The sequence below is a fragment of the Micromonospora sp. WMMD1102 genome (genome assembly GCF_029626265.1).
GTDB lineage: Bacteria > Actinomycetota > Actinomycetes > Mycobacteriales > Micromonosporaceae > Plantactinospora.
In genome coordinates this window covers 8,502,158-8,526,644 of the sequence record NZ_JARUBN010000001.1, presented here as the reverse complement: position 1 = coordinate 8,526,644, position 24,487 = coordinate 8,502,158, and the positions used below count along the sequence as shown (strand labels likewise).

General features: G+C 68.1%; 13 protein-coding genes and 4 pseudogenes. 5 read left to right on the top strand and 12 right to left on the bottom strand.

Going from position 1 to position 24,487, the window contains the following annotated elements; translation table 11 throughout:
* Window positions 1–225: 225 nt before the first annotated feature.
* Entirely contained in the window at window positions 226–450 is a 225-nt protein-coding gene (locus O7626_RS38840) for a hypothetical protein (protein WP_278065895.1), read from the bottom strand.
* Window positions 451–1,253: 803 nt separating this feature from the next.
* On the bottom strand, window positions 1,254–2,090 hold the full coding sequence (locus tag O7626_RS38835) for a hypothetical protein (RefSeq protein WP_278066542.1): 837 nt from the start codon (window positions 2,088–2,090) through the stop codon (window positions 1,254–1,256).
* On the opposite strand from O7626_RS38835, the gene O7626_RS38830 reads away from it, so the two are divergent.
* On the top strand, window positions 1,986–3,227 hold the full coding sequence (locus tag O7626_RS38830) for an IS256 family transposase (protein WP_278066516.1): 1,242 nt from the start codon (window positions 1,986–1,988) through the stop codon (window positions 3,225–3,227). The two genes, O7626_RS38835 and O7626_RS38830, sit on opposite strands and share 105 nt — an antisense overlap.
* 426 nt (window positions 3,228–3,653) lie before the next feature.
* On the opposite strand, the gene O7626_RS38825 is transcribed toward O7626_RS38830, so the two are convergent.
* From O7626_RS38825 to O7626_RS38810, 4 genes are all read right to left on the bottom strand, one after another.
* Window positions 3,654–5,822 (bottom strand): peptidase domain-containing ABC transporter, encoded by a 2,169-nt coding sequence (locus tag O7626_RS38825; protein WP_278065894.1) that lies wholly within the window; start codon window positions 5,820–5,822, stop codon window positions 3,654–3,656.
* A gap of 10 nt (window positions 5,823–5,832) precedes the next feature.
* The gene (locus O7626_RS38820; RefSeq protein WP_278066515.1) at window positions 5,833–8,634 is read right to left on the bottom strand and encodes a type 2 lanthipeptide synthetase LanM family protein; all 2,802 of its coding nucleotides are present in this window, start codon (window positions 8,632–8,634) and stop codon (window positions 5,833–5,835) included.
* Window positions 8,635–8,948: 314 nt separating this feature from the next.
* Complete coding sequence (gene lanM / locus O7626_RS38815) at window positions 8,949–12,110, bottom strand: type 2 lanthipeptide synthetase LanM (protein WP_278065893.1); 3,162 nt, start codon at window positions 12,108–12,110, stop codon at window positions 8,949–8,951.
* A gap of 120 nt (window positions 12,111–12,230) precedes the next feature.
* Entirely contained in the window at window positions 12,231–12,425 is a 195-nt protein-coding gene (locus O7626_RS38810) for a mersacidin/lichenicidin family type 2 lantibiotic (RefSeq protein ID WP_278065892.1), read from the bottom strand.
* Between the two features lie 163 nt (window positions 12,426–12,588).
* Between O7626_RS38810 and O7626_RS38805 the strand changes: the two genes are divergently transcribed.
* Window positions 12,589–13,929: a lanthionine synthetase C family protein gene (locus tag O7626_RS38805; protein WP_278065891.1), complete on the top strand. Its 1,341-nt coding sequence runs from the start codon at window positions 12,589–12,591 to the stop codon at window positions 13,927–13,929.
* A gap of 687 nt (window positions 13,930–14,616) precedes the next feature.
* Here the strand turns inward: O7626_RS38805 and O7626_RS38800 are convergent.
* The 6 genes and pseudogenes from O7626_RS38800 to O7626_RS38775 form a co-directional block, all read right to left on the bottom strand.
* Window positions 14,617–16,221 carry an MFS transporter gene (locus O7626_RS38800; protein ID WP_278065890.1) on the bottom strand — a complete coding sequence of 535 codons (1,605 nt, stop codon included), beginning with the start codon at window positions 16,219–16,221 and terminating at the stop codon, window positions 14,617–14,619.
* A 341-nt stretch (window positions 16,222–16,562) separates the two neighbouring features.
* Window positions 16,563–16,958: pseudogene (locus O7626_RS38795) on the bottom strand (transposase family protein); the annotation flags it as partial.
* A pseudogene (locus O7626_RS38790) lies at window positions 16,946–17,142 on the bottom strand (transposase); the annotation flags it as partial. The pseudogenes O7626_RS38790 and O7626_RS38795, both read right to left, overlap by 13 nt.
* Before the next feature lie 23 nt (window positions 17,143–17,165).
* Window positions 17,166–17,381 (bottom strand): IS3 family transposase, encoded by a 216-nt coding sequence (locus tag O7626_RS38785; RefSeq protein ID WP_278065889.1) that lies wholly within the window; start codon window positions 17,379–17,381, stop codon window positions 17,166–17,168.
* Window positions 17,382–17,716: 335 nt separating this feature from the next.
* Entirely contained in the window at window positions 17,717–18,595 is an 879-nt protein-coding gene (locus O7626_RS38780) for an NAD(P)-dependent oxidoreductase (protein WP_278065888.1), read from the bottom strand.
* Between the two features lie 362 nt (window positions 18,596–18,957).
* A pseudogene (locus O7626_RS38775) lies at window positions 18,958–19,133 on the bottom strand (transposase); the annotation flags it as partial.
* A 145-nt stretch (window positions 19,134–19,278) separates the two neighbouring features.
* Here O7626_RS38775 and O7626_RS38770 point away from each other — a divergent pair.
* The 3 genes and pseudogenes from O7626_RS38770 (at window position 19,279) to O7626_RS38760 (ending at window position 24,044) form a co-directional block, all read left to right on the top strand.
* Window positions 19,279–19,688 (top strand): annotated as a pseudogene (locus tag O7626_RS38770) (transposase family protein).
* An 816-nt stretch (window positions 19,689–20,504) separates the two neighbouring features.
* Window positions 20,505–21,059 (top strand): dihydrofolate reductase family protein, encoded by a 555-nt coding sequence (locus O7626_RS38765; RefSeq protein WP_278065887.1) that lies wholly within the window; start codon window positions 20,505–20,507, stop codon window positions 21,057–21,059.
* A 279-nt stretch (window positions 21,060–21,338) separates the two neighbouring features.
* Window positions 21,339–24,044, top strand: coding sequence for a LuxR C-terminal-related transcriptional regulator (locus O7626_RS38760; protein ID WP_278065886.1), 2,706 nt, complete (start codon window positions 21,339–21,341; stop codon window positions 24,042–24,044).
* Window positions 24,045–24,487: the final 443 nt, after the last annotated feature.

Here is a 24,487-nt window from a genome sequence, read left to right as displayed (position 1 = left end):
TCCACCCCGAAGTCTCCGACCCACTGCGCTGCGGCAGTGGTCGCCACCCGGCTTCGGCGAGGGTAGGCGGAGCAGGTCCTGGCGGCAAAACTGCTGATCGGCGGCGAACGGCCACGGCACCGAGCCATGACTGATGTGGCTTCCCACCCCGAGGTGTACGAGTTGGAGCCGGTCACCGGGCGTGGGCCGCCGTTCCTGGATCGGTGGCTACCGACTCGGTAGTGATCAGGGCAGCCTGCGGGTCCGCTGCCGCCGCTTCTCCCGCTCCGCCTCGGCCTTGTCTGGTGGTAGGCACATCTCGCGGATCATGTCGCGGGTGTAGTGGCTGACCTCGGCGATCTTTCCTTGCTGCACGCCGGCCGCGTTTGCGGCCTGGATCTCGGGCAATATCTCCTGGCGCAGCTTTTCGAGCTGGTCGAGGAGCTGCTTACGCTTGCGGCCGAGCATCATGAGTCGGGCGATGCTGTGTACCACCCGCCGGTGATTTCACGATCGTCAGGCATGACGCCAGGCAGTACAGATGGTGCAAGTTCGACGTCAACGTCGGCGAAAGCCCCAAGCGCTGGCAGCCTCACTTGCAAAGCGCCGCGCCGCGGAGGTACCGGCGGGGTCAGAGCTGAACGGTGTCTGGATCCGGTGCGCCGGTATCGTGGGTGAGATCTATCAAGGTGACGTGGAGCGTCGAGAATCACCATCACCCGGATAGCCTCACACGCTTCCTCCACTTCCAGGCAACCCCCTCACCCCGGAAAGACCCGCTCAACGACCTCGACCCGAACGCGCACTAGCGTGGACCCCCGGCCTCCGCTACCGGAGCCGGGTACTTGTCGGACTCCCTCGCTACGTCGTTGGCGCTTTTTGCTCGGCCACCAATCGCCGAGTGCGGCTGCCGCCGGCGTCGTCGTCGAGTACCCCGCACGGACGACGTCGAACGACGCCTGCCCTGGGCCGAGCCGAGGAAGGGGCAGGGCGGGGGCTACGCGCCTACGTCGCAGGCAACGGTCGCACGACCGAGTTTGACGAAGACGCGGCCAACGGCGAACCCGGCTCACCGCCGCCAGCGTCCCGGCCCAGGTCGGGTTCGCCACGAGACCGGCCCTGGCTCGACAGATGAGACTGCCACCAAGGAGAACCCACAGTTCAAAGGGGCTCACGACTAAACCAGCATAACCGACGAGCACGCATATCAGACGTCCTCTCAGGAGGTCCCCTGACATGCCTTTCCTGACCCTCGCTGCCCCCGGACCGGTTACTCACTGCAATTTGCCGGGGGCGGGGTAGTCGCCGAGGAGGCCGTCGCCGAAGGGGACGGGCAGGGTGGTGTTGTTGGCGCGGCGGATGTAGAAGGTGTTTGTGGTGGGTCGGTAGACGGCGATGTTGGTGTGGGGGCCGCCTTCGTAGTAGGCGGGTGCGGGGATGTCGCCGGGGTTTCCCCAGGGGATGCGGATGGTGGGGCCGCCGTTGGCGGGGCGGATGTAGAAGGAGGCGTCGGAGCGGCGGTAGATGGCGAGGTTGTCGTAGGCGCTGTTTTCGTAGCGGCCGATTGCGGGGACGTCGCCGTTTTGGCCGAAGGGGATGCGGGTGGGTGTGCCGCCGTCGCGCGATAAATCCCCACTCGCCGGCCGGAACTGGACTGCCGCCGCTGATAGCCCGGGCAGGGGATACGACCACAGACCGGGCTTGTAGAGAGATCTGTGTAACGGATTGAGGGGAATATCCGTTATGGCCGGTAGGAGCCGGTCGGCACAGACAGGACAAGTGTGATGACTATGTCGATGATCAACCCGCGGAGTGAGGGCCTGGCGGTGGACGCCGAGGAGCTGGGGGGGGTGCGGGAACGGATCGCCGCTGACGGGCCGAGGCTGCCCCTGGCCGGCCCGGTACTCGATGAGGAAGCCGCGAAGCGGGCCGCGCGGAAGGCGGTCGCGGATCTGGTCGACGATCAGGCGATGGACGCGGTGTTGGCGCAGGTCAAGGGTGACGGACTGCGGCTGACCGGGCCGGGTGGGTTCCTGTCGGAGTTGGTCAAGGCCGTTCTCGAACGCGGGTTGCGGGCCGAGTTGACCGAGCATCTCGGCTACGGCAAGCATGATCCGGTCGGTAAGGGCTCCGGGAACTCGCGGAACGGGCACACGCCGAAGACGGTGCAGACCGAGGTCGGGCCGGTCGAGGTGCGGGTGCCGAGGGACCGGGCGGGCACGTTCACCCCGGTGCTGTTGCCGAAGAACACCCGCCGTCTGGGTGGCCTCTCGGATGTGGTCATCAGCTTGTACGCGGGTGGGATGACGGTGCGGGACATCTCGCATCATCTGCACCGGGTGTACGGCACCGAGGTCGGTCCGGACACCATCTCCACCATCACCGACGAAGTCCTGGAAGAGGTGAAGGCGTGGCAGACCCGGCCCCTCGATGAGGTGTACCCGATCGTCTACGTCGACGCGCTGATGGTGAAGGTCCGCGACGGCGGCACGGTGCGGAACAAGGCCTGCTACCTCGTGGTCGGCGTGGGTGTGGACGGGGTCAAGCACGTCCTCGGGATCTGGGTCCAGCAGGCCGAGGGGGCCAAATTTTGGATGCAGGTCTGCACCGAACTGCGTAACCGTGGCGTACGGGACGTGCTCATCGCCTGCTGTGACGGGCTGACCGGCCTACCCGAGGCGATCGAGGCCGTGTGGCCGCACACCACCGTGCAAACCTGCGTGGTACACCTGATCAGGGCGGCGATGAAATTCGTGTCCTACAAGGACAGGCGGGCGATGGTCACCGCGCTCAAGGAGATCTACACCGCGCCGACGGTCGAAGCCGCGGAGACGGCCCTGCTCGGCTTCGCCGACAGCCCGCTCGGCAAGCGGTACCCCGCCGCCGTCGCCGTCTGGGAACGCGCCTGGGACCGCTTCACCCCGTTCCTGGCCTTCCCACCCGAGGTGAGGCGGATCATCTACACCACCAACGCGATCGAGTCGTTCAACTACCAGATCCGCAAGGTGATCAAGAACCGGGGACACTTCCCCACCGACGACGCCGTGGTCAAGCTGATCTGGCTGGCCATCGCCGACATCGAGGACAAACGAGCCCGGCAACGCGCTGCCGAGGCCGGCAAACCCCGCACCCAGGCCCGACAGGCACCGCCCCGTCTCGTCGAAGGCGCCGGCGTCCACGGCTGGAAGCAGGCCCTCAACTCGCTGGACATCTTCTTCCCAGACCGTATCCCCATCAATGTCCGATAGTTAGACAGGATAGGAAGTTACACAGACAATCGGACAGGCTCCACAGACCAGCCAGCGAAAACCACAGCCAGCACCACGAGGATTCGCCTTATCATGCGGACAACCAAGCAGACGCCGTCTTCATCCCGGCTTTAGGCACTCGCGGTGCCGGTCAACAGTCAGGCACTCAGCCTGTGGACGGGACGCCACCTGGTCTTCGCCACCGACACACCCCACGCTGGTGGCTCGATCCAGTACCGAGCTCGGGCTGGTCAGCAACCTGACGCTGCACGAGCTTGACCGAGCCGGTCCGATCCAGTTTGCCGTAGGTGAACAAATTGTCTCGGACCACGGCTCACATTCACATGCCGACCCAAACCCACAATGGACGAATGCTACCGAACCACCCTCTTACACCCTGGGATCCGGCCCACTTGGTCAGGGCGGTCACCAGCCCGCGTGCATCGTCTGCGATCGGCCACTCGGTCCCATCGGTAGCTGCTGGCGGCCAATCAACGTGGCGTACCGTCCACCCCATGCGCACAGTTCGTCGTGTGTTCCGTACTCGGAGATCCGGCCGTCTGCCATGAACGCGATGCGGTCGGCGCTTCGGATCGTGCTGAGCCGGTGCGCAATGATGATCACCGTGCAGCCGAGGGTGCGCAGGTTCGCCAAGATCGACAGCTCGGTGTCGGCGTCGACCGAACTTGTCGCCTCGTCGAGGATGAGCAGGCGTGGCTGGCCGACCAGGGCCCGGGCCAGCGCGAGACGCTGGCGCTGACCGCCGGACAGGCCCGCGCCGCGTTCGGACAGGTGGGTGTGGTAGCCCATTGGCATCGCGGCGATGTCCCGGTCCAGCTCGGCCAGGCGTGCGGCATGGCGGATCTCATGCTCGCTGGCGTCCGAGCGCGCGATGACGATGTTATCGAGGATCGTGCCGCTGAACACCGCGGGTTCCTGCGCCACCGCCCCGCAGTGCCGTGCGATCTCTTCCCTGGACATGGCGGTCGTATCGCGACCGCCGATCAGGACGGTACCCGCGTCCGGGCGGTACAACCCGAGCAGGAGCCGGGCGAGCGTGCTCTTTCCTGATCCGCTCGCGCCGGCGATCGCCACGAACGAACCGGCCGGAACCCGCAGCGACACGTCATGGAGGGCGGGCTTGCCGAAGCCACCGTACGAGAAGCTGACTCCGCGCAGTTCGACCTCGGTGTACCACAGTCGCGTCGTCCGGCCCACCGGGGCGGTCTCGGGCGGCTCCTCCAGCACGTCGCGAAGTCGGGCGAGGTGCACCGTGACGACCTGGAGCGACCGGGCCTGCTTGGTCAGGTTGGACAGCGGGGCGAGCAGGCCGGCCGCGATGTAGGCGCTGGTCAGCATGGCACCAAGCGCCGTTTCACCCGCGATCACGGCATGCGCGCCGATCAGGACAAATCCCGCAGTCACGGCCAGTTGCACGACGTCGGTGAGATCGTCGAGCCTGCTCTCGAGCAGTTGCCGACGCGTGGACGCATGAAGCTCCGCAGAGAACATCCGCCGCCACCGGGCCAGGATCGGCGCCTCGAGGGCGGACATCTTGACCGACTCGATTCCGGTCAGGGACTCGAGCACCAGGCTCTGCTGCTGGACCCCGAACTCGATCTCGCGCCGGGCCATAGCCAGCAACGGACGGGCCGTGGCCAGGAGCAACGTGACTTGGCCAAGGGCAATCAGCACGATGATCGCGGCGAGGCCGGGAGAGACCACCACCAGCAGCAGGAGGTAGATCAGCGCGGTCATCAGGTCGAGGAAGACGACCAGGGCCTGGGTGGTGAGCACCTGACGGATGACGGCGTTGCTCCGCACCCGGTTGAGCAGGTCACCGTTGGTGCGCCCGTCGTAGAACCGCATGGGCAACCGGAAGAGATGGTGGACCAGCCGGTCCGTCAGTTGCTCGTCCACGCCCACCTGGAGCCGCACGAGCACACTCGCGCGGACAAAGCCGATCAGGAGCCGACCCAGGATGACCAGCCCGAACGCAAGCCCCGCCACCAGCAGCAGGCTCGTTGAGCCGCGAGGGAGGATGTGATCGATCGTGAATCCCGTAACGAACGCCGGAAGCATGCTCGCCAACGTGATGAGCAGCGACGTCGCGGCGATCAGCGCGAGCGCACCTGGGCGGCGTGGCGCCTGGTCGAGGAGAAACCGCAGCAGCCCGGGCTGCGGCGTGCGGCGGGGCCGCGCCACGCCGCTGAAGGTCAACACGACCCCGCCGAACTCCTCATCGAACTCGCTGAGCGGCACCTTGCTGCGGCCGTACGCCGGGTCGATGATCAGAGCGCTGCGCCGGTTGACCCGCTCCACCACCACGAAATGGCTGTGGCGCAGGTAGGCGATTCCGGGCAGGGCGACGCGGGACAGGTCTGAACTGGAAAATCGCCGACCCTCCGCGGTCAGCCCGGCCTCGCGGGCAGCTCGGACGAGGTCGAGCGCGGAGGTGCCGTCCCGGCCCACGCGCAGCCGCTCGCGCATCTCGCGGACGCTCACCTGGTGTCCGAGGTACGTCAAGACCATGGCCAGGCAGGCCGCGCCACACTCGGCCATGGAGGCTTGTGGCTGGTAGCGAATTCTGGCCACCGTCCTCCTCCTAACTGATAGCTCGGCCCACGTCGAACGTAAGGACATCGGGCAGGTGGTCGGGGTGTGCCGCCGCCAGCAGGGCGAAGGCTGTACCGCAGACACCGGTGACAAAGCCGACGTGGAACGCGCCGCCCGGCGCGCTGCCTGGCCAGTCCGCGGTGAGCCCGTGCTCCAGCGCCACCGCCAAGGCCCGGCGCACCCGCCGGGCCAAGCCTTCGTCCCGGTCGTACGCGGCGATCTGCCGCAGCACCTCGAGCCTGCCCAACAGGCCGGTGTGCAGCGAGAGGTCGGAGACATCGACCGCGTCGGACTCGAACCCGGCGCGCTCCATGGTCTCCCGCACCCGGTCGAGGTCTTCCCGGCACCTGGTGGCCACCGGTGCGGGCAGCCGACAGTGGACCAGCGCCAGCCGCGCCGCGGCTACACCGACCCCGCCGGCGCCCCACCCACCCGCCTCGGCCGGGGGCAGCCGGTCGGCGTCCGGCTGGCACAGCCTCGACACTGCCTCCTCCACGGCTGCCGGGGCATCGGCCAGACCGCTGTCCAGGAGGCGGCCGAGCGCTAGGAGATGGCCGCTAGACCCACGGAAAAGCGACGCGTCGGGTGGCGCCGGCGCCACCGGCTGGGGGGTTGTCAGTGCCCGTAGCAGCGCCTGTTCCGCTGCGCCCAGATGGGCGCGGGCCAGCGAGTCCGGAACCGCCGGCCGCCCGGCCAGCGCCGCGAGCAGCGAACCGGCCGCGCCGCCGATGAGATCGGCGGGCACCGGATCGCCCAGGGCGCGCGTGGTACGGGAGCACAGGTCTTCAAGGGCTGGTAGCCACCGGTCGTCGCCGGCCAGATCGGTCAGCGCAGTGAGGAAATAACCGATGCCAGCGGTGCCCCAGCCGAGGCCTACGTCCTGTTCCGGCCCGTCGGCCATCGCCCTGGCTTGGCGCGCTAGGCGATCCGCGATGCGCTCGGCCATCCGGGTGGCTTCCGGGATCCGCTCAAGATGACCCGCGTGGGCAAGGAGGAATCCGATCCCGGACAGGCCGGCGTGGAACCCGGGTTGAGCTAGGTGCTGCACCCAGATCCGGTCGTCGACGAGGTCCAAGGTGAGCCAACTCGGCTCCTCACCGATCGGTGCGACTGCCTGTAGCACCTCGTGGACCAAGCCGTGCACCGCGTCCCGCAACTGCTGGCGGGTCGGCTCTGCCGCTGTGACGCGGCGCGGGACCGGAATCCGGGCGGTGGCTGGCCGGACTGTCGCGATCGCCTGTCGCAGCGTCTCGACCTGCCGGCGGATGTCCGGTTCAGCCAGGCCGGCCAAGCGGTGCCGGACCCGATTCAGCGGGCTGACCGGCCAGTGGTCGGCGATCGAAGAGCCGTCCGGGAGGATGAGCGATCGGTCTTCGGCCGGGACCGAGAAGTCGGGCACGCAGCCCTGGTGCAGCGCCTCTATCTCGGCCGAGACAATCGCCGGATGCCCTCCGCCGCTGCTGGGGGTGCGCCACAACCGTTCGAACAGCACGCTCCGATCACGGCCGTCGCGCAGCAGGTTGGGATGCAGGCTCGCCGCCAGCAGCTTCAGATGCACCCGGACCGGGCGTGGGATGTAGCGGGTCCGCGCTCGCGACAGCTGCCGCAGGGGCCCGGCCCGGAAGCCTTCCTTGTCCGCTGCAACGACCCGCAACGCGGTCTCGAATCCGGTGACGAAGGCGTCCTCGTGCGCCACCAGCGGGACTCGCTGCCCGTGCAGGACGGGCATATTGAGGTACGCGGGCATGACCGGGCGGACGGTGACCAGGCTTGGGCACCCGTGCTCGTCACGCGCCGGAACCATGTTGCGGACCGCCGCCGGTCGCCCGGCCGCGTCGCTGAACCCGGAATAGTCGAACGGCTGAAGGACACCGTCCTCGTCCCGGTAGAGCGCGACCGACGGCACGAGACCGGTGGCGAGGACCGACGACATGCCCGCCTCCAGCTCCTCGGCCGAGCCACCGTCGGCCGGGGGCTGTGGCGTCAGGAGCGTCTCGAGGTCGATCAGGACCGGATGCTCGCCGGCGGCCACCACATTGCCGGCATGGACGTCGAGACCGCGCAGCAGGTGCACCAGCGCGGTGAGGACACCGGCTCGCCAATAGAACGCGTCGACCTGCTCCCGATCGCGGCACGGGGCGGACGAGATGTACTCCATCCACCCGTGGTCACCAAGGTCCAGTACGCGGGGAACCCGAAGCTGATGGATGGGTCCGGCCTCGTTGAACCAGTCGAGGACGGCGGAGAAGCCGTGATCGGGGGTCACCGATCGCGGCTTGTACACCAGCCGTGATCGTTTGAAGTGGAGGATGCGAACGATGCCGACAGAGCGAGACATGTCGTCTGCGACCGTGACGTCCACGAGCTCGCCGGGGTCGGGACCGACCAGACCGCTACCCCGGATGGCGGGCCAGTCGGCAAGAAGCCGGTCGACGAAGCTCGCGCACCGGTCCGCCCAACCGGCGTACGTCTCGATGACGTACCGGACCAGAACCGGATACTCCCGCCAGAGTGCGCACCGGGCCTGCCGCCCAGCCAACCGGGTGGAGAACTCCCGCCAGCTCTCCTGGCACTCTGGTGCTGGCAGGTTGCCCCGCTGCTGCGCGACGTGGAACTCCAGCATCGCGGTCTGGATTGCTGGCCGGAGGACGCGGTGTACGGGCCACCTGCGGGCGGCCAGCTCGGGTAGCCGGGAAAGCTCACGGGGCAGGCCGGTGCCGTCGCACCGTTTCGCCAGTCGGTCCCGCAGCCGCTGTTGGGCACCGTCCAGGAACGGGTCAAGCCACCCCACGACGTCCCGCCAGCCGGCGGTGTCAACCGGCTGGCCGGTGCGCGCACAGTCATCGGTGAACCACCGGTGCCAACCGGGCACCGCGAGCGCGCCGGCGAGCTCGTCCGGGTCTGCGTCGAGCAGCGCGCGCAGTTCATCCGGGGCGAGCCCGAGCTGACCGAGCCGGGCGTGCACCACGCGACTGTCCGACGTCCACGGCAGGCTCTGCCAGAACCGCCACCGGGAACTGTCCCCGCTACCGGCTGCCGGCACGCCGACCCGCTCGGCCAGCGTCGTCGCTCGCCACCACGGCAGCGTGGCATCCGGTGAGGTCGTCACCGCGCCGCCTCCGGTGAGGTCAGCGTCAGCAGTGGGTCGCACGGACGGGGGCTAGCCATCGCGAGCAGAGCGGCGCCTATACCCGCCAGGCCGGTGAACAGTCCCGGGGTCTCCACCGCCGCCGGCGTGCCGCACTTCCAGCGCTGTTTGCCGGCGAGCTGCCCGATCGTGGCAGCGTGCGGCCGGTCCTCGCCGCCAAGCAGCGAAAGCGCCATGAGCTCGCCGCAGGCGCCGTCGGCGAACCCGTGGTGCACCGGCGGTGCCGAGCCGTGCCAGCGGTCGGTGAGCGCGCGGTGCGCCACCCGCACGACCTCCTCGGCCTGCGCCAGATCGCCGGTGGGAAGTGCGGCGTCACGGACGATCGCGCGGGCGGCAAGGCCGATGCCGGCGAGGCCGTCGTGCCAGCCCCACCCGCCCCATTCGGCGTTGCCGGGGTCGGTGGCCCGAGCCATACTGGCGAGCGCTTCTCGGGCGACGGCGAGGTAGCGCGGTTGCTGGCGATAGGTGGCCAGCCGGCTCATCGCCAATGCGACCCCGGCCGCGCCATGACCGAGCCCGCCGCCGGCCGGGCGTCCGTTGGGGCCTTGCTGGGCACCGGCGAGCCACTGCTCCACGAGCCGGTCGCCGACTGGCTCGGCCCGGGTTGCGGCCCAGTGCCACCCGAACACCGGACCGGTGCTGAGCGTTCCCAACAGCGCACCGGCGGTGCCGTCGGCGACAGCGACCGACCGCGTATCGGCACAGAGCTTGGCCGTGTGCGCGGTCAGCTCGTCGATCACCGGGTGCCAACGGCGGTCCCCGGTCCAGTCGGCGAGGGAGGTGAGGAACGCCACCGTCCCCATGAGCGAAGCGAACAGGCCGGTGTCGTTCGGCTCCGGCTCGGAGGTCGGCCGACCGGCCAGTTGGTCCGCGAGCTGACGCGGAGCGCGCAGCGCGAGGTTGTCTGCGATCTCCATGGCCACGCCCAGTGCGTCCTCTCGGGCAGTCGCCATGCCGAGCCGAGCCAGGAAGAGTCCGATGCCGGCGAGGCCGTCGTCGAGCCGCAGACCGGCCGCCTCGACGGTCCAGACGTCCGCGGCGTAGCGCCGCAGCCCGATCCAGCCGGACGTGCCATCGCCGCGTATCCGGACCTCGAGCAGCCGGTCGGCGACCAGCGAGGCGGCGTCCACCAGGCGCGCCGGGTCTGCGGCCGGCTCGGCCCGCCCCGCACCGTGCCCGACCGGGTAAGGCGCTGTCTCGGTCGGTGCCGGGTTGGCGGGGCGCTCCGCGAGGGTAGCCATCGTCAGCTCGAGGACACGCTCTTGCAGAATCCTGTCGTCGTCGCAGAGGCCGTACAGATGGTCGACGACGTCGTCGTACGGGCGGCGGGGGAAGTATCCCGGAATGAGTGACCCGTCGCCGGCGGCCAGGTCGACCGAGGACGGCCGGAACTCGAAGATCGGGATGTCACCGGCAAGGAGCTGGTCGATCTCCGACTGGATCAGGGTTTGGGTCAGCCGGTCGCCCGGGATGTTCCACAGCCGGTCGAGGAGCACCTCCCGGTCCCTACCATCGCGCAGAAAGTCCGGATGCTGGCTCTGACCCCGCAGGCGGGAGTAGAGCCGGGTGGCCCGGACGATCTTCCGCACCCGCACCCGCTGGAAGCTGGCCAGGACACCGCCCGACGCCAGCAACTCCGGCCGGGCCGCCACGATGGCTTGGTACCCGGCACGGAACCCGGCGCGGATCTCGTCGCCGTACCGGTCCGGCCCGCGTTGCTCGCCCGCCAGGACAGGCCGGTTGGGGTAACTGCCCGTGACCGGACGCTGGCCCACCAATCGGAGCTGGTCAGTGCCGGCGCCGACCATCGCCAGAGCGCGGCTGGGAACGGCTTGACCCGCGACGGCGCCGATGGCGCTGATGTCGAAGCTACGCAGGTGGCCGGTTTCGTCGCGGAAGACAAGCTGTTCGGGCACCAGGTAGGTGCGCAGGATTGAGGCGGCCAAGGCTTCTTGGGCCGGATTGTCAGTTATCGGATCGGGTGGGTCGAACAACGTCTCGAAGTCGACGATGACCGGCTGGGGTCCCGCCGCAATGACGTTCTCGACGTGCATGTCGGTACCCCGCAGAGCGTGGAACACCGCCAGTAGGCTCCCGAGCCGGCGGTAGAAGTCGGCGACTTCCTGCTCCGTAGCGCACTCCGCCGCCGCAACGAACTCACACCACCCGTACTCGCCCCGATCCAGGGTCGCCGGCATGCGGTGGTCCATCGGCAGCCCGTGCGCGGTAAGCACGCCCATCACCCGTTGGAATGCGAGATCGACCGCGAGTGACCGGGGCTTGTACACCAAGGTGGCACCAGCAAAGTGCAGTGTCGCCACCGTCTGACCCCCGCGATGGGTGTCTCCCCTCCCGAATTCGACCCGGCGCAACTCACCGGCGTCGGCCGGCAACAGGCCGCACTCCCGCAGCCGGTCGCGGTCCTCCACGAACCTGGCCGCCAGCTCGGTGGCGTTGGCGAGCCAGGCGCGGCCGGTCTCGGCGAGCACGCGCAGCAGCACCGGGTATTCGGCCCAGAGCTGGCGGCGGAAATCGCTGGTCGCGGTGAGATCGAGGAAGGCGGCGAACCGCTCGGCCGGATCGTCGCCATGCAGCAGCCCGCGGACCCTTGCCACGTTCAGCTCGAGCACCAGGACGCGCTCGGTCGCCGCCACGAACTCCTCAGTGGGCGCGGTGGCCTGGAAAGTGGCCGTCAGCTCCGCGCGCTCCTGCGCCGTTAGATGATTCAGTACCGGTTGGAGCGCGGTACGCAAGCGCTTCTGGTAATAGTCCACCAAGGGGGCGATCAGGTCCGTGAGCGTTCGCTCCCCAACGGTGGGCGGGCCAGGCCTCAACAGGACATCGAGTTCATCGGAGCGCAGCCAGGACGGGGCGGCAACGCGACCGGTGCGCGCGACAAAACCGTCGTGCTCCTCATCGAGTAGGGCACGAAAGGTGTCTACGTCAATCCCTAACGCGGCGGCCCGGTCCGCGATCCGCTCCGGATCGGTCTTCGCCCACCGATGGGTACACCAGAACGCGTAGCGTTGGTCCGGTCCGGACGCACCAGGCGGTGGCGTGCCAAACGACAACCGCTCCCGCAACGTCGCCGCGCGCCAGCCGTCCACCGGCATCTCCATGCTTGCCTCCAATCCGCCCACGCCAGCAGAGGGATGTCCGGCCCGCCACTGCGACAAGGCCGGACATCCCTCACATAGGCTGTCGATCCTGAGCTGATGCGTCGTCAGCCGGGACGACGGTCAGCAGTACCGGGGGCCGTCCCAGCTCGACTCGCCGGACCCGCCACCACCACCGGAATCCGCCTTGTGCGCGCCGCCGATCACGTCGTCCAGCTCCTCGTCGAGGAGCACCTCGCCGACCGGGTTCTCCGCCATTTCGGAGCCGGTACGCATTCGGTAGAATGGATCCTTCCAACTGCGGACTACGTCCACCATTCCAACCTCCCTATCTCGGATGTACGCGGGTCTCACGTGCGTCGGCTAGTAGAACAGTTGCCGGTTTCAGAACGACTTCTCGGCGCTTCGGGCGGCGCGGCCCCCGCTGGATGCCAACGGATCGCTTGTCGGTTATCCGGCTCAGTGACTAGCATCGCCCGGCGTGACAGACAGTCAGACCGACATCACGACCGCCGCCGCCGCGATCGTTGCCGACATCGCCGGTCGGCTTCGTGATCCGACCGCCGTCGCAGCCCGGATGGCCGCGGCCGACAGTGCCCGCACGCAGCGCGATGGTGCGTCCCGGCCGGCTTGGTACGGGCCATCTCTGGCCACGGGATATCCCGGCCTGGCGCTGCTCTTCGCGGAGCTGCGACACACCGACGATGCTTACGACCGGGCAGCCCTCGCCTGTCTGGCCCCGATCGCCGAGACGATGGCGGCCGGTCCCGCACCACCGCCCGGGCTGCATGTCGGGCCGATCGCGTTCGCGTTTGCCACGTCCAGCCTCGTGGACGTGCACGACGACTTCCGGCCAGCGCTCCAGAGCATCGATCGGCGGGTCGCAGCCCGGATCCCCGTCCGGCTACGGCCTGAGCTGGCCCGGATCCGGTCCGCGACCCCAGGCACCACCTTCGACGCGTACGACGTCGTCGCCGGCGCTACCGGCATCGGTCGTTACCTGCTGCGCCGAGGCGTCGAGCCGCTGCCCGCCCTGACCGCCATACTCAGTTATCTCACCGCCTTGGCCCAGCCGCCGACCGGTGGCGATCCGCGGTTGCCGGGTTGGTGGGTCGGCCACGGACGCTACCTGGCCATGCTCACCGACGACGAAGGCGACGAGGGGCACGCGAACCTGGGGCTCGCGCACGGCATCTGCGGGCCCCTAGCGCTGCTGTCCCTGGCCTGGCGCGCCGGCGTGCGGGTACCGGGCCAGGATGAGGCGATCGCCCGGATTGTGGATTGGCTCCTGGTATGGCGCGAGCCCGACGTCGCCGGGCGGTACTGGCCTGCCGTGCTTTCACTGGCGAATCTCCAGCGCCGACCAGCATCGCTGCCCCGGGCACGATCGGCATGGTGCTACGGCGCGCCCGGCGTGGCCAGGGCGATCCAGCTGGCCGGCCTGGCTCTCGGACGCGCGGACTGGACGGCGGTCGCCGAGGAGTCGACCCGGAGCCTGCTGGCGAACCTCGACGCCGACCACGGGGTGATCGACGCGGGTCTGTGTCACGGCTGGGCCGGCCTGCTCCACCTGACCCGACTTATCGGTATCGACGCCGGGGATCGGTCGATAGTAGAGGGTGCATCCCAGGTCGTCGCCAGGATCGTCGACAACTACGACCCGCAGGCGCCGTTCGCCTTTAGAGCGGCTCGTCCGGGCGCCGAGCCAGTCGACACACCGGGCTACCTCGACGGCGCAGCCGGAATCGCCTTGGCCCTGCACTCCTACCTCTCCGGCACCAAGCCGGTCACCGGGTGGGACGCCGCTCTGCTCGTCGCCTGACGGCACCGGTTGGTGCGGCCGGCGCCACACGTCCACCTCCGAGCGGACCATCACCTGGGTTCCAATGTTGTGGCCGCCGGTGTCTGAAGCTCATCGAGCATCCGCTCCTCGGCATTTCGGTACCTGGATTAGGTCTTGCGCTCGCCGGCGCGGCCGACCTGGGCCAGACCGTGGTCGCGGTCGGTCTGCCGATGTCGGGCCCGCTCGGCATTCGGGGCCGCCGCGGCCAGGTAGGGCAGGCTCGGTGCCGACCGGTGTCCTCGCCCTCGTGGTGCGGCGATCCCCTGATCCGAGCCCGGCCGCCCACCGCGAAGATCCAGGCAAACGGTGCACAATAGCCGGTGATCGAGAACCAGCCACAGCTCGATCGCTTGCACATACCTGTGAGGGCGGTCGGAGAGGTATGTCTGTTTCTGTGTGGGGGTGAACAAGCCCCGGTTGGGCTTCGGTCAGGATCTGGCGGTTGACCAGGCGTTTCAGCTCGGCGCGGATGTCTTCGGTGTCCGCGGCGACCCACGTACGTCGAGCGTGCTGGAGAGGGTGGGTGCATCGCGTCTTGGCCCAGGACCGTAGCGGCAAGGCGCGGGAGGCCCGCCAACGGATTCGATTGAACGAATGCGTTGGCGCTGCCACCGTCATCTCCACTGTGTACGGATTAGTTGCACCCCGAGCAAGAGACGCGTCACGTCACTCAGCGTTGCTGATCGCTGCCGCCGGGGTCGCCGGAGCTTCTTCTGGCGAGGCGTCGGCGACCGGGGCACCACCGGTTGGCGGCACATGCCGCAGGGTCGTGACGGCTAGGATCGCCAGCAGCACGGCGACGAGCGCACTGCCGAACGCGGCATAGTGCATTGCCGTGGTGAACGCTGCCTGCGCGGTCTCGATAAGCTGGCCGCGAAGCGGCTCGCCGAGCTGAGGACTGACCGACAACGCGCCGGCGACGCTCTCTCGCGCCGAGTTCGCGGCGGAGGCCGGCAGGTCGGCCGGGAGCCGATCGGCAACCTGATCCTGATAGACAGTCGTGCCCACCACGCCGATCAGTGCGACCCCCATCGCGATGCCGAAGTCGCCGGCGACCTGATTCGTGCTCGCAGCCGAGCCGGCCTTGTCCATCGGTACGGAGCCGAGCGCGAGGCCGGCGCCCAGCGCACCCATCGGCCCGATGCCGACGCCCGAGATGACGAGCCCGGTTATCAGGACGGCCAAGCCGCTGGGGCCGTCACCAGCCTGGGCCAGCACCAAATACCCGATCGTCACGACGATCAGCCCGGCGGCGATGACGTACGCCGGCCGGATCCGCTGCCCAAGCCGCGGCGCGATATTCAACCCGACGATGATGGTGATCGACGACGGCAGCAGCCACAGCGCTGCGGGCAACGGTTCCAGGCCTTGCACCGTCTGCAGGTACTGGTACACAAAGAAGTTCGTGCCGGCCATGACTCCGCCGAAGACCACCATGGTGATGGCCGACCTGAAGGTGCGGTTGCCGAACAGACTCAGTTCGAGCATCGGCACGGCCAGCACCCGCTGCCGGCGCACAAACAGCACACCGACGGATACGCCAATCGTGAGCGCGAGGAACTGCACCGGGCCGGCGCCGTGCTGCACCAACTCCTTGAGCCCGTAGATGATCGGCAGGACGGTGGCCAAAGAGAAGAGGGCGCTGACCACGTCGAGCGGCCCAGCGTCAGGGTTCCGGTACTCCGGCAGCAGCCGCGGGCCGAACAGCAGCAGCACCGCCATCACCGGGACACCGAGCAGGAACACCGAGCCCCACCAGAAATACTGCAGGAGCACGCCGCCGATGACCGGGCCAAAGGCGATGCCGCCCATGAAGCAAGCCATCCATACGCCGATCGCTTTCATATACTGGGCCGGGTCGGTGAACATGCTGCGCAGCAGTGTCATGGTCGACGGCATCAGCGTCGCACCGGCGACGCCGAGCCCCGCCCTGGCCGCGATGAGCATCTCTGGGCTGGACGACAAGGCTGCCACGATTGACATCACCGCGAACAACGCAGCGCCGATCAGCAGCAGCCGTCTGCGGCCGATCCGGTCACCCAGCGAGCCCATCATGATGAGAAAGCCGGAGACCACGAACCCGTAGATGTCCGTGATCCACAACTGCTGAAGGGCCGACGCGCCCAGGTCCTCGGTCAGATGCGGTACGGCGAGGTACAGCACGCTCATATCGAGCGCGATCAGTACCGTGGGCAGGCCTAGCACGGCCAAACCGAGGTACTCCCGTCGTCCCGCTCTACCGCCGGACCGCCCGGCGATTCCTGTTGCCACGGTTGGTTCCTTCCTGTTTCGAAGCGTGCGTCGACCTCCGCGGCGCGTCAGCGGTAGCGCCCTGACGGGTCTCTGACGGGCGTCCTCGGAACGCCGGCGGCGGTGGAACATCCCTCCAGGAGTTCGCGGGATGTACCCAGATATCACCGAGACGCCTTCCAGGTTCCGAGACGCACCCGTGCTACGGAGCCGGACGCGTGGTCAAGTCGAGGTTGTCACCGCAGCCGTGGCAGGGACATCCGTGGCCGCCACCTATGCGCTACGGGCCCTGCACGGATCCCGTGCCTAACTAAAGGATGTCTCGCAACTCGGTGATGGCGTTGCCCGCAACGGTGCTGGTGTCACCACGCCAGGATGACGTTGTGGAGGTGGGCAGTGCCGGAAGCGATGTCGGGCAATGTGCGGGCGGCGCGGCGGTAGTCGCCGAGGATCTTGAAGCACTTCATCCTGGCCAGGGCGTGTTTGACCTGCGCTCGGACGGTGCGGTGCTGCCTGTTCAGGTCCGTCTTCCAGTCGGGTAGCTCGCTGCCGTCGGCGGGCTTGCGCTACGGGATCATCACCTCAGGGTTGCCGCGGTAGGCGCCATCGGTCATGACCGGCCGTCCGGCCAACTTCTGGTCGATGCCACTGGTCCGGTAGACGATCGTGTCGTTGCGGTTGCCGGGTTGCGGGGCGCCGAGGGCCACGACGAGGCGGGTGTGGGCGTCGATGGCGACCTGCAGGTTCGTGGAGTGCCGGAGTACTGTCTGGCCACCCCGGGGGAGCCCTTGCCGTCCTTCGGGAAGCCGGTGTCATCGACCGCCCACGCCGCCGGCCCGACCATCTCGACCGCCCGGGCCGCGAGCCGCATCCGCACCGCCGGGTATCCGACGTGGAGGTCGTCACGAACTGTTGCAGCCCCTGATGATCCTGACCTGGGCGGCCATACCGGAATCGGGATCGAGCTACGCGATCGTGTTGTCGGAGACCTGCCAACCCTGCTCGCGCAGCTCGATCCCGATACGCGGGCTGCCACAGGTGCCGCCCGACTCGTCGAAGACCTTCCCGACCGCGGCCGCCAGCCGGGCACGTCGGTCGCCGCGGCGGGCCGGCGGACGGTCACGCCACTTGTAGAACCATGACTCGGACACCCCCAACGCACGGCAGGCCACCGCGCTCATCGGCCCGTCGCTTCCTTGACCCACAGGACCACGGGGATCGCTTGAGGACATCACGCTCCATCGCCAGCTCGGCCTTCTCCCGCCGCAGTCGGGCCAACTCCGCCCGCTCATCCTCGGCCAGTTGAACAGCGGCCTCACTGCCTTCTCGTCCCAGCCATGAACCTCTATCCCTCAGGTTCTGGCCTCCACGCTACGAGGGAAAGGGCAGTCGGCTCCGTTGCACAGGACGGACGCAAACCTTCCACATCGAGTGAGCCCAGCATGCGGCAACAGTCGAGGTCGAGTGGCAGCCCGACGGTGTGGAAGCGAGTCGACGGCATGCCTCGGAAACGCCTTCAGTCGATGAAGCTGGCGAAATAGCCTGCAGCCATGTCCTTACCGCCGTGCCCCTGTGCGGATGCGCGCACGAACCTGGCCCGTCCGGCGCCGACCAGGTCCATCCGTACGCCCGCGCGCTCGGCGGCGGCGAGCACCAGCCGGGCGTCCTTCTCGGCGTTGTCCACGGTGAAGGTGGGGGTGAAATCCCCAGCAAGGATGACCTTGGACTTCAGCTGGAAGTAGCCGTTGTCCATCGGGCCGCCGGTGACAACGTCGACGAAGTGGGCCGGGTCGACGTCCAGCGCCCTAGCCAGCGCGAGCGCCTCGCCTACCCCGTGCGTCAACGCGAGCACCCAGGTGTTGAGCACCAGCTTGAGCCTGCTCGCGGCGCCGGACGCGCCGTCGTCGCCGACCCAGAGGGTGCGCTTGCCGATGGCGTCGAACAGCGGTTGCACCCGCGGCCGCACGGCCTCCGGGCCCGCCGCCATCACCACGAGCTCGGCATTCTCCGCGGGTTGGCGGGTGCCCTGCACGGGTGCGTCGACGAACACCAAGCCTCGCTCCGCGGCGAACGCGGCGAGGCTGTCGACGTCCTCGCCCACGGTGCTCATCTGCACCCAGACGACGCCGTCGCCCATGCGCGGCTCGGCCACCTTGATGATGTCCGACACGACGGGGCCGTCCCTAAGGAGGGTCACCACGACGTCTGCGCCCTCAACCGCGTCGGCCGGCGTGTCGGCCACTCGGACGCCGTGCTCCGCCAACGCCTCGGCTTTGCCTCGCGTGCGATTCCAGGCTCGAACGGTGAACCCCTTGACCGCGAGATTCCGGGCCACCGGGAAACCGATCACCCCAGTACCCAGGACGGTGACCACAGGTGCGCCGAACGTGCTCATAGAGTTCTCCTAACCAGAAACGTTGATGGTTTTGTGTCGTGCTCTTGAACAGATTCCCGCGGTACCCGTCCTACGCACGTCCTCGAGGCGCTGCGCCGGAAGGCCCTTCCTCCCAGATGCCCTTCGGCCGTGTGAGTTCCAGACCAGGCAACGCCGCAGCGCCGTGTCGCGGGCGGTCTCGGCCATCCTGTCTGAGCGTCCGGGTCGACACTGTAGCGGTCAGTGAACTGAAGGAGAGGTATGACACTCTCCCGTGCGTACGAATGCGGCAGCAGGATGAATGGCCGACGGATCATCGGCACCGGTCACCACCGTCCGCCGAGCAGGTCACGGGTGCCACGGATGCCGCCGGCGGCGGTGTGCAGCAGCCAGTCCGGGAAGTACGAACCCTGGCGTAGCTTCGGGATCGCCAGCTCCATCGTCCCGGCCCGGTGTCCCACTCCCGGCTCCGGTAGCCGTTGCGGGAGTTGACGCGTTCATCGCTGCGCTGCCCGTACGGGGCGCCGCAGATCGCGTCCGCCTCGGCGGACATCAACGCCTCCGCGAACGTCTTCACCGAGCCCTTTTCATCGTGATGGGCCTGGTCACGGTGGATATGGCGGGGAGTCGGTGTCGACATAGGACGAGGCTCCCGGTAAGACAGCAGTCGACCAAGATCCGATGCCCCAACCGGGAGCCTCGCTGTGCTGTCTTACCCGTCTACGATCGCCCTGTCCAGCCGCACCCTGAGCCACCTGGCCAACCTGATCCGCGCCGAACGCACTCGACGCCGGGGCCGGTGGTGGCGCCTCGACGCCGGACGGCAGGCCCTGCTCGCCCTGGCCCATCTTCGCAACGGTGACACCATCATCCGTCTGACTTCCGGCTTCGCGGTCAGCGTCACCACGGCCTGGCGGTACGTCCGGGAAGCCATCGACCTGCTCGCGGCGCACGCCGAGGACCTGAACACGGCCGTACGCCGCATCGGCCAGCTCGCGTACGCGATTTCTGGAAAGTCCTGACCAAGCTCCGCTGCTGCCCTCGACGCGCCACCGCGATCGTCCAGGCCATCCTCGTCCTACATCACGTCCAGACCAGCCGAGACTCACGATGAGAAGGGCTCACCATGTCTCGTAGCAGGTCCGGTGACCCGGACGCGAGGTGCTCACGGAGGAAGCCGGCGGGGTCGGTAGGCTCGGGTGCGGCCATCGTGGTGCTCTCCTTTGATCTTGACTTAGCCGTCTCAAGGGATCCTCACGATGGCCGTCTTCTACTCCACGACACGCCCGCTACCAGGCATGTCGTACACCACTCCCGTGGACGCAACCTGCTCGGGCCGCTCTTGGGCCACGCCGCGCCGCTCGGACATGGGCGGAGTCGATCAAGGCGCGGGACCAGTCGAGCTTGCCATCTGCCGCCAGCTCCGCCAGCAACAGCTCGTGCAACCGCTGCCACACCCCCAGCCCGGCTCCACTCCTCCAGGTGATTCCAGCACGTCATCCCGGGTCCCCGAAGCCAAGCTGTTGGGGACAACTCCCACTGGATACCGGTACGCAACACGAAGAGGATTTCGCTCAGCACCGGCCGGTCCTGGATCCGCCGACGCCGCCCCGGGTGTCGTGGGCTCCCGCTGAGCTTCGGTCGGCGTCGATCCAGATGCGGAAGAGCTCCTCCTGGATCGGCTGGTCTATGGCGTTGCATCGCGGCATCGAGACGACTCGCAAACCCGACGTCAGTCCGGCGCAGCTCCAGCCCTGGCCTTCGATGGGTGCTCAATAGGCAATGGATAGGGGGCGACCACGGATGTCCGTCGTCGCCGCGGCCCCGAAGCTGATCGGGACGCGGTCGACGAGGGCGCCATCGCTCCAACTCGACCTTCACGTGGCACGCCGGCAGAGGGCCGGCCGTCGTCCCAACCGGAGGCAACGGCATGGGTAAGGTCATCATTCACAACTCGGTCAGCGCCAACAGCGCCTTTGAAGCGCCTACACCCGAGAATTGGCTCGAGCTCGACGCTGACAGCGGCGGCGCCGGCCTCGAGCAGCTGATCCTGGCCGACGCGCTGCTACTCGGCCGCAAGACCTACGAAGGTCTGGCTGCCGTCTGGCCGCACCTCGGCGAGGACCCCACGATGGGCTACTACGCGGAGCGGATCAACGGCATGCCGAAGTACGTCGCTTCGCGGACGGTCGAGGGACCGCTGGCATGGAATGCCACGCTGATAGAGGATGAGGTCACAAAAGCCGTCGCCAGGCTGAAGAAAGAGCACACCGGCAACCTGATCATCACTGGTTGCGGAGAGCTGGCGCACACCCTCGCGCGGCACGGCTTGGTTGACGAATTCTGGTTCTGGGTGAGTCCGAACGTCTGGCCGGACGGGCCGCGGATCCTCGAAGGTGTCGGGCCAATCCGTCTGCAACTGATCGCGACGACATCTTATCGATCCGGAGTGGTCTGGCTGCGCTATCGCTCGGCCGAGGTCTAAGGGAACGATCATGTGCAGTGGCTGCCGGTTGTCCCATCCATCACAGGCGGACTGGCGGCAACCACTGACAGGCTTTCCCGACGCTGCATCGGTGGCCGGCCCATTCCCATGGCCGGCCACCGGTCTGCGTGGCGGGTCATTTGTGGTTTAGGACCGGCCACCTCCTTGCAGCGGTGAGCCCTCCAGACAAACAGAACGGTACTTATGGCCGACCTGGTGGTCACCGATGCGGTCCGCATGTCAGGCCGTCCGACCTGAAACTCCGGAACCCTATCCACCGTGGTTGCCGATCCGCCCGGCGGCCTGGATCATGGACCGGTGGCTACGGAATCGGTTACCGAGCGGGAGGCGGAGGTCCTGGCGCTGCTCGCCGACCGGTTGTCGAACGTGCAGATCGCCCGCGAGCTCCATATCTCAGTACGAACCGTAGAGCATCATGTCTCGGCGCTCCTGCGCAAATACGGTGCCGCCGACCGGCGGGCCCTGGCCGAATTCGCGAGCCGTGGCTCGCTCGAAGTCTCGCAACGCCTACCCGGACTGCCGCGACCGCACACCAGCTTGATCGGCCGGGCGGCGGAGCGGGATCTCGTGCGCGCGAAGCTCGCGAAGGAACCGATCGTCACCCTCTTAGGCCCGGGCGGGGTGGGTAAGACGAGGCTGGCTATCGCGGTCGCCGAGACGGTGGCACCCGGGCTCGCCAACCGGGGTGGATTCATCGACCTGGTTTCGGTCCGCGACGGATTCGTCGAATCCGCCGTGGGCGCCGGATTGCGGGTATCACAAGCACCACAACAGCCACTCCTGGCCACGATCACGGAGCACCTCGGTGATCATCCGGCGCTGCTCGTCTTCGACAATTGCGAGCACCTGCTCGAACCCGTGGCCGTACTGGTCGCGAGGATCCTCGCGGCCTGCCCGGCCGTGGCGGTTCTCGTCACGAGTCGCGAGCGACTGCGGCTGCCGGGCGAGCACACCGTGCGTGTCGATCCGCTGCTTCACCGGGATGACGCTGTGGCGCTGTTTCGGGACCGTGCCACCGCGGTAGATCCGCGATTCGAAGCCGATACGGACACGGTGGCACGAATCTGTGACCGCGTCGATGGCATGCCGCTGGCGATCGAGCTCGCCGCGGCGCGGGCTCCCGCACTCGGTGCTCAAGGTCTGATGACCGCGCTCAACGACGTTATGCGCGTCCTCGCCGGCGGCCGCAACCTCGACCATCGCCACCGATCACTTCGTGCCATGATCGACTGGAGCTACCAGCTCATGGAGGAACCGGAACGGGTGCTCTTCCGCCGGCTCGCGATCTTCGCCGGAGCATTCGACCTGCGTGCCGGCGTTGCGATCGCTGACTTGGGCGACGCAACCGTCGTCGCCGACCTGTTGGGTCGCTTGGTCGACAAAAGCCTTGTGGTCAACGTCATTGGGACAAACCGGTGGCGGCTGCTGGACACGGTGCGTGCCTATGCGAGCGAGCAGTTGACCGCGTCAGGTGATCGCGAGTCGATCAAACAGTTGCATCTGCGCTGGGCGCAGCAGGCGGCCGCCGCGCTGGAGAGCCGGCTCGGCACGCGCTGGCAGGACGAGTTCGACGCCATCGTTGACGACCTCCTGGCCGGTCTCCACGACCTGCCACCCGGCCCAGAACCCACCGCGCATCGGCTCGGTCGGAGTCTCGGACGCCTCAGCTACGCCCGGCACCTCTGGCAGCAATCCGTTGACAGATACCGGGAAGCGGCACGGCATGCTCCTACGCCGGCCGACGCAGCCGCCGACTTGGCCGCTGCATCGGACTGTGCCGCCGTATACCGTGCGGACCTCGCATTCGAGTTGATACTCGAGGCAGCCGAGGAGGCAGGTCGAGCGGGCGCAAACCGCACCAAGGCCGTGGCACTAGCCCGGGCAGTCGAGCTTGGCAGCCGCTTCCGCGCCAATTTCAAGGCCGTGGTACCGCGCGATCGGCTGAGGGAACTGCACTGCGAGGCGGTCGCGCTCGGGGATCCGGACGACCCGGCGCTCACGGCCGCGAACAGCATCGGCGCCTCATGGACAACGGACCCCGCGCGGCTGGACATCGAGCTGGCCGAAAGCGCCCTTGCCGCTGCGAAGAGCACCGGCGATCCGGTGCTCACCTGGTCCGCGATCGACACCGTCGCGTCGGTGTATGACGAGCACGGGCACCTACGGCGGGCGTACGAGCTGGTCCGTACCGCATTGCCGTTCCTGGACGAGCTGGACCGCGACGATCCGCGGGCCGGCAGGACCATCCGCTCCATTCACCAGCTGAACGCCACGTTCGCGACCACAACCGGCCAGTTCCTGGAGGCGATCGAGCTGGCCCGGTCGGCCATACACGACCCAGTCGTCGGTGAACCGCTCTCGTTGGCCAGGATGGTGATTCCGCCGCTGGTACTCACCGGCGAGTTCGACGAGGCACTGTTGCACGGTGACGCTATGTGGCGCGCATGGGAGTCGGCCGGCCGTCCCACCGCGGGTTGGCTCTGGTTTCCCGCGGCCACTGCCGCCCTGGCCTCGGGGCTCACCGACGATCTCGACGGTTACCGACGCTGGCGGAATCGGATGGCCGACCTCGCCGGACCGCAGAATGCTTACCGCCTCCGCACCGCTTCGTCCGCCCACTTCGTCGATGCCCGGATGGCGATCCACACTGGGGACACCGACAACGCGGCCGACATCGTCAGGTCCACGTTCAACCGATCGGTCCCTGGTACCCGCTTTCAAATCTTCGCCGAAGCCTCAGCGGCGGAACTAGCGGTTGTGGCGCGGTTGCCCGACGCAGCCAAGTACCTCGCCGCGGCCGAGAACCTCGCCGACGAGAACGCTTGGTGCGCTGCCACCCTGACGCGGGCCCTTGGCCGGTACCACGGGGACGCCGGCGCGCTACGCGAGTCCGTGGCCGGATGGGAACGCGTCGGCGCGCGCTTCGAACGTGACTACACACGTCTGCTTCTCCATGACGCCTGACCACCGTGTCAATCCCCTGGGATCGTGGAGGGCTTCGTTATGCGGCCTGGGCCTCCAGGGCGCGGGTCTTTAATCGTTCGTACTCGATGGGCGAGCTCCAGTTGCAGACGGAGTGCTGGCGGCGCCGGTGGTAGAAATCGGTTATCCAGGTGGCGACCTTCAGTCGGGCTATCGGGCTCTGCGGGGATTCGGCGCCCGCTGGACCCGGATCCTCTGGCGCTGCTGGATCGACCCCACACCCACAACCCCGTCCGGCACCACCCCGAGGACACCCCGTCATCGTCTGAACGACAGACTCCTTCACCCGCCGGTCCCACCGCGCGGGCCCGCACCATGCCCGCCCACGGACACCGACATCCGCCGAAAACCGGGCTCCAACCGACAGAGTTGACAGCGGGAGTCTGCATCCTCCAACCGCTGGACCATGCGCTGGAAACCCGCCC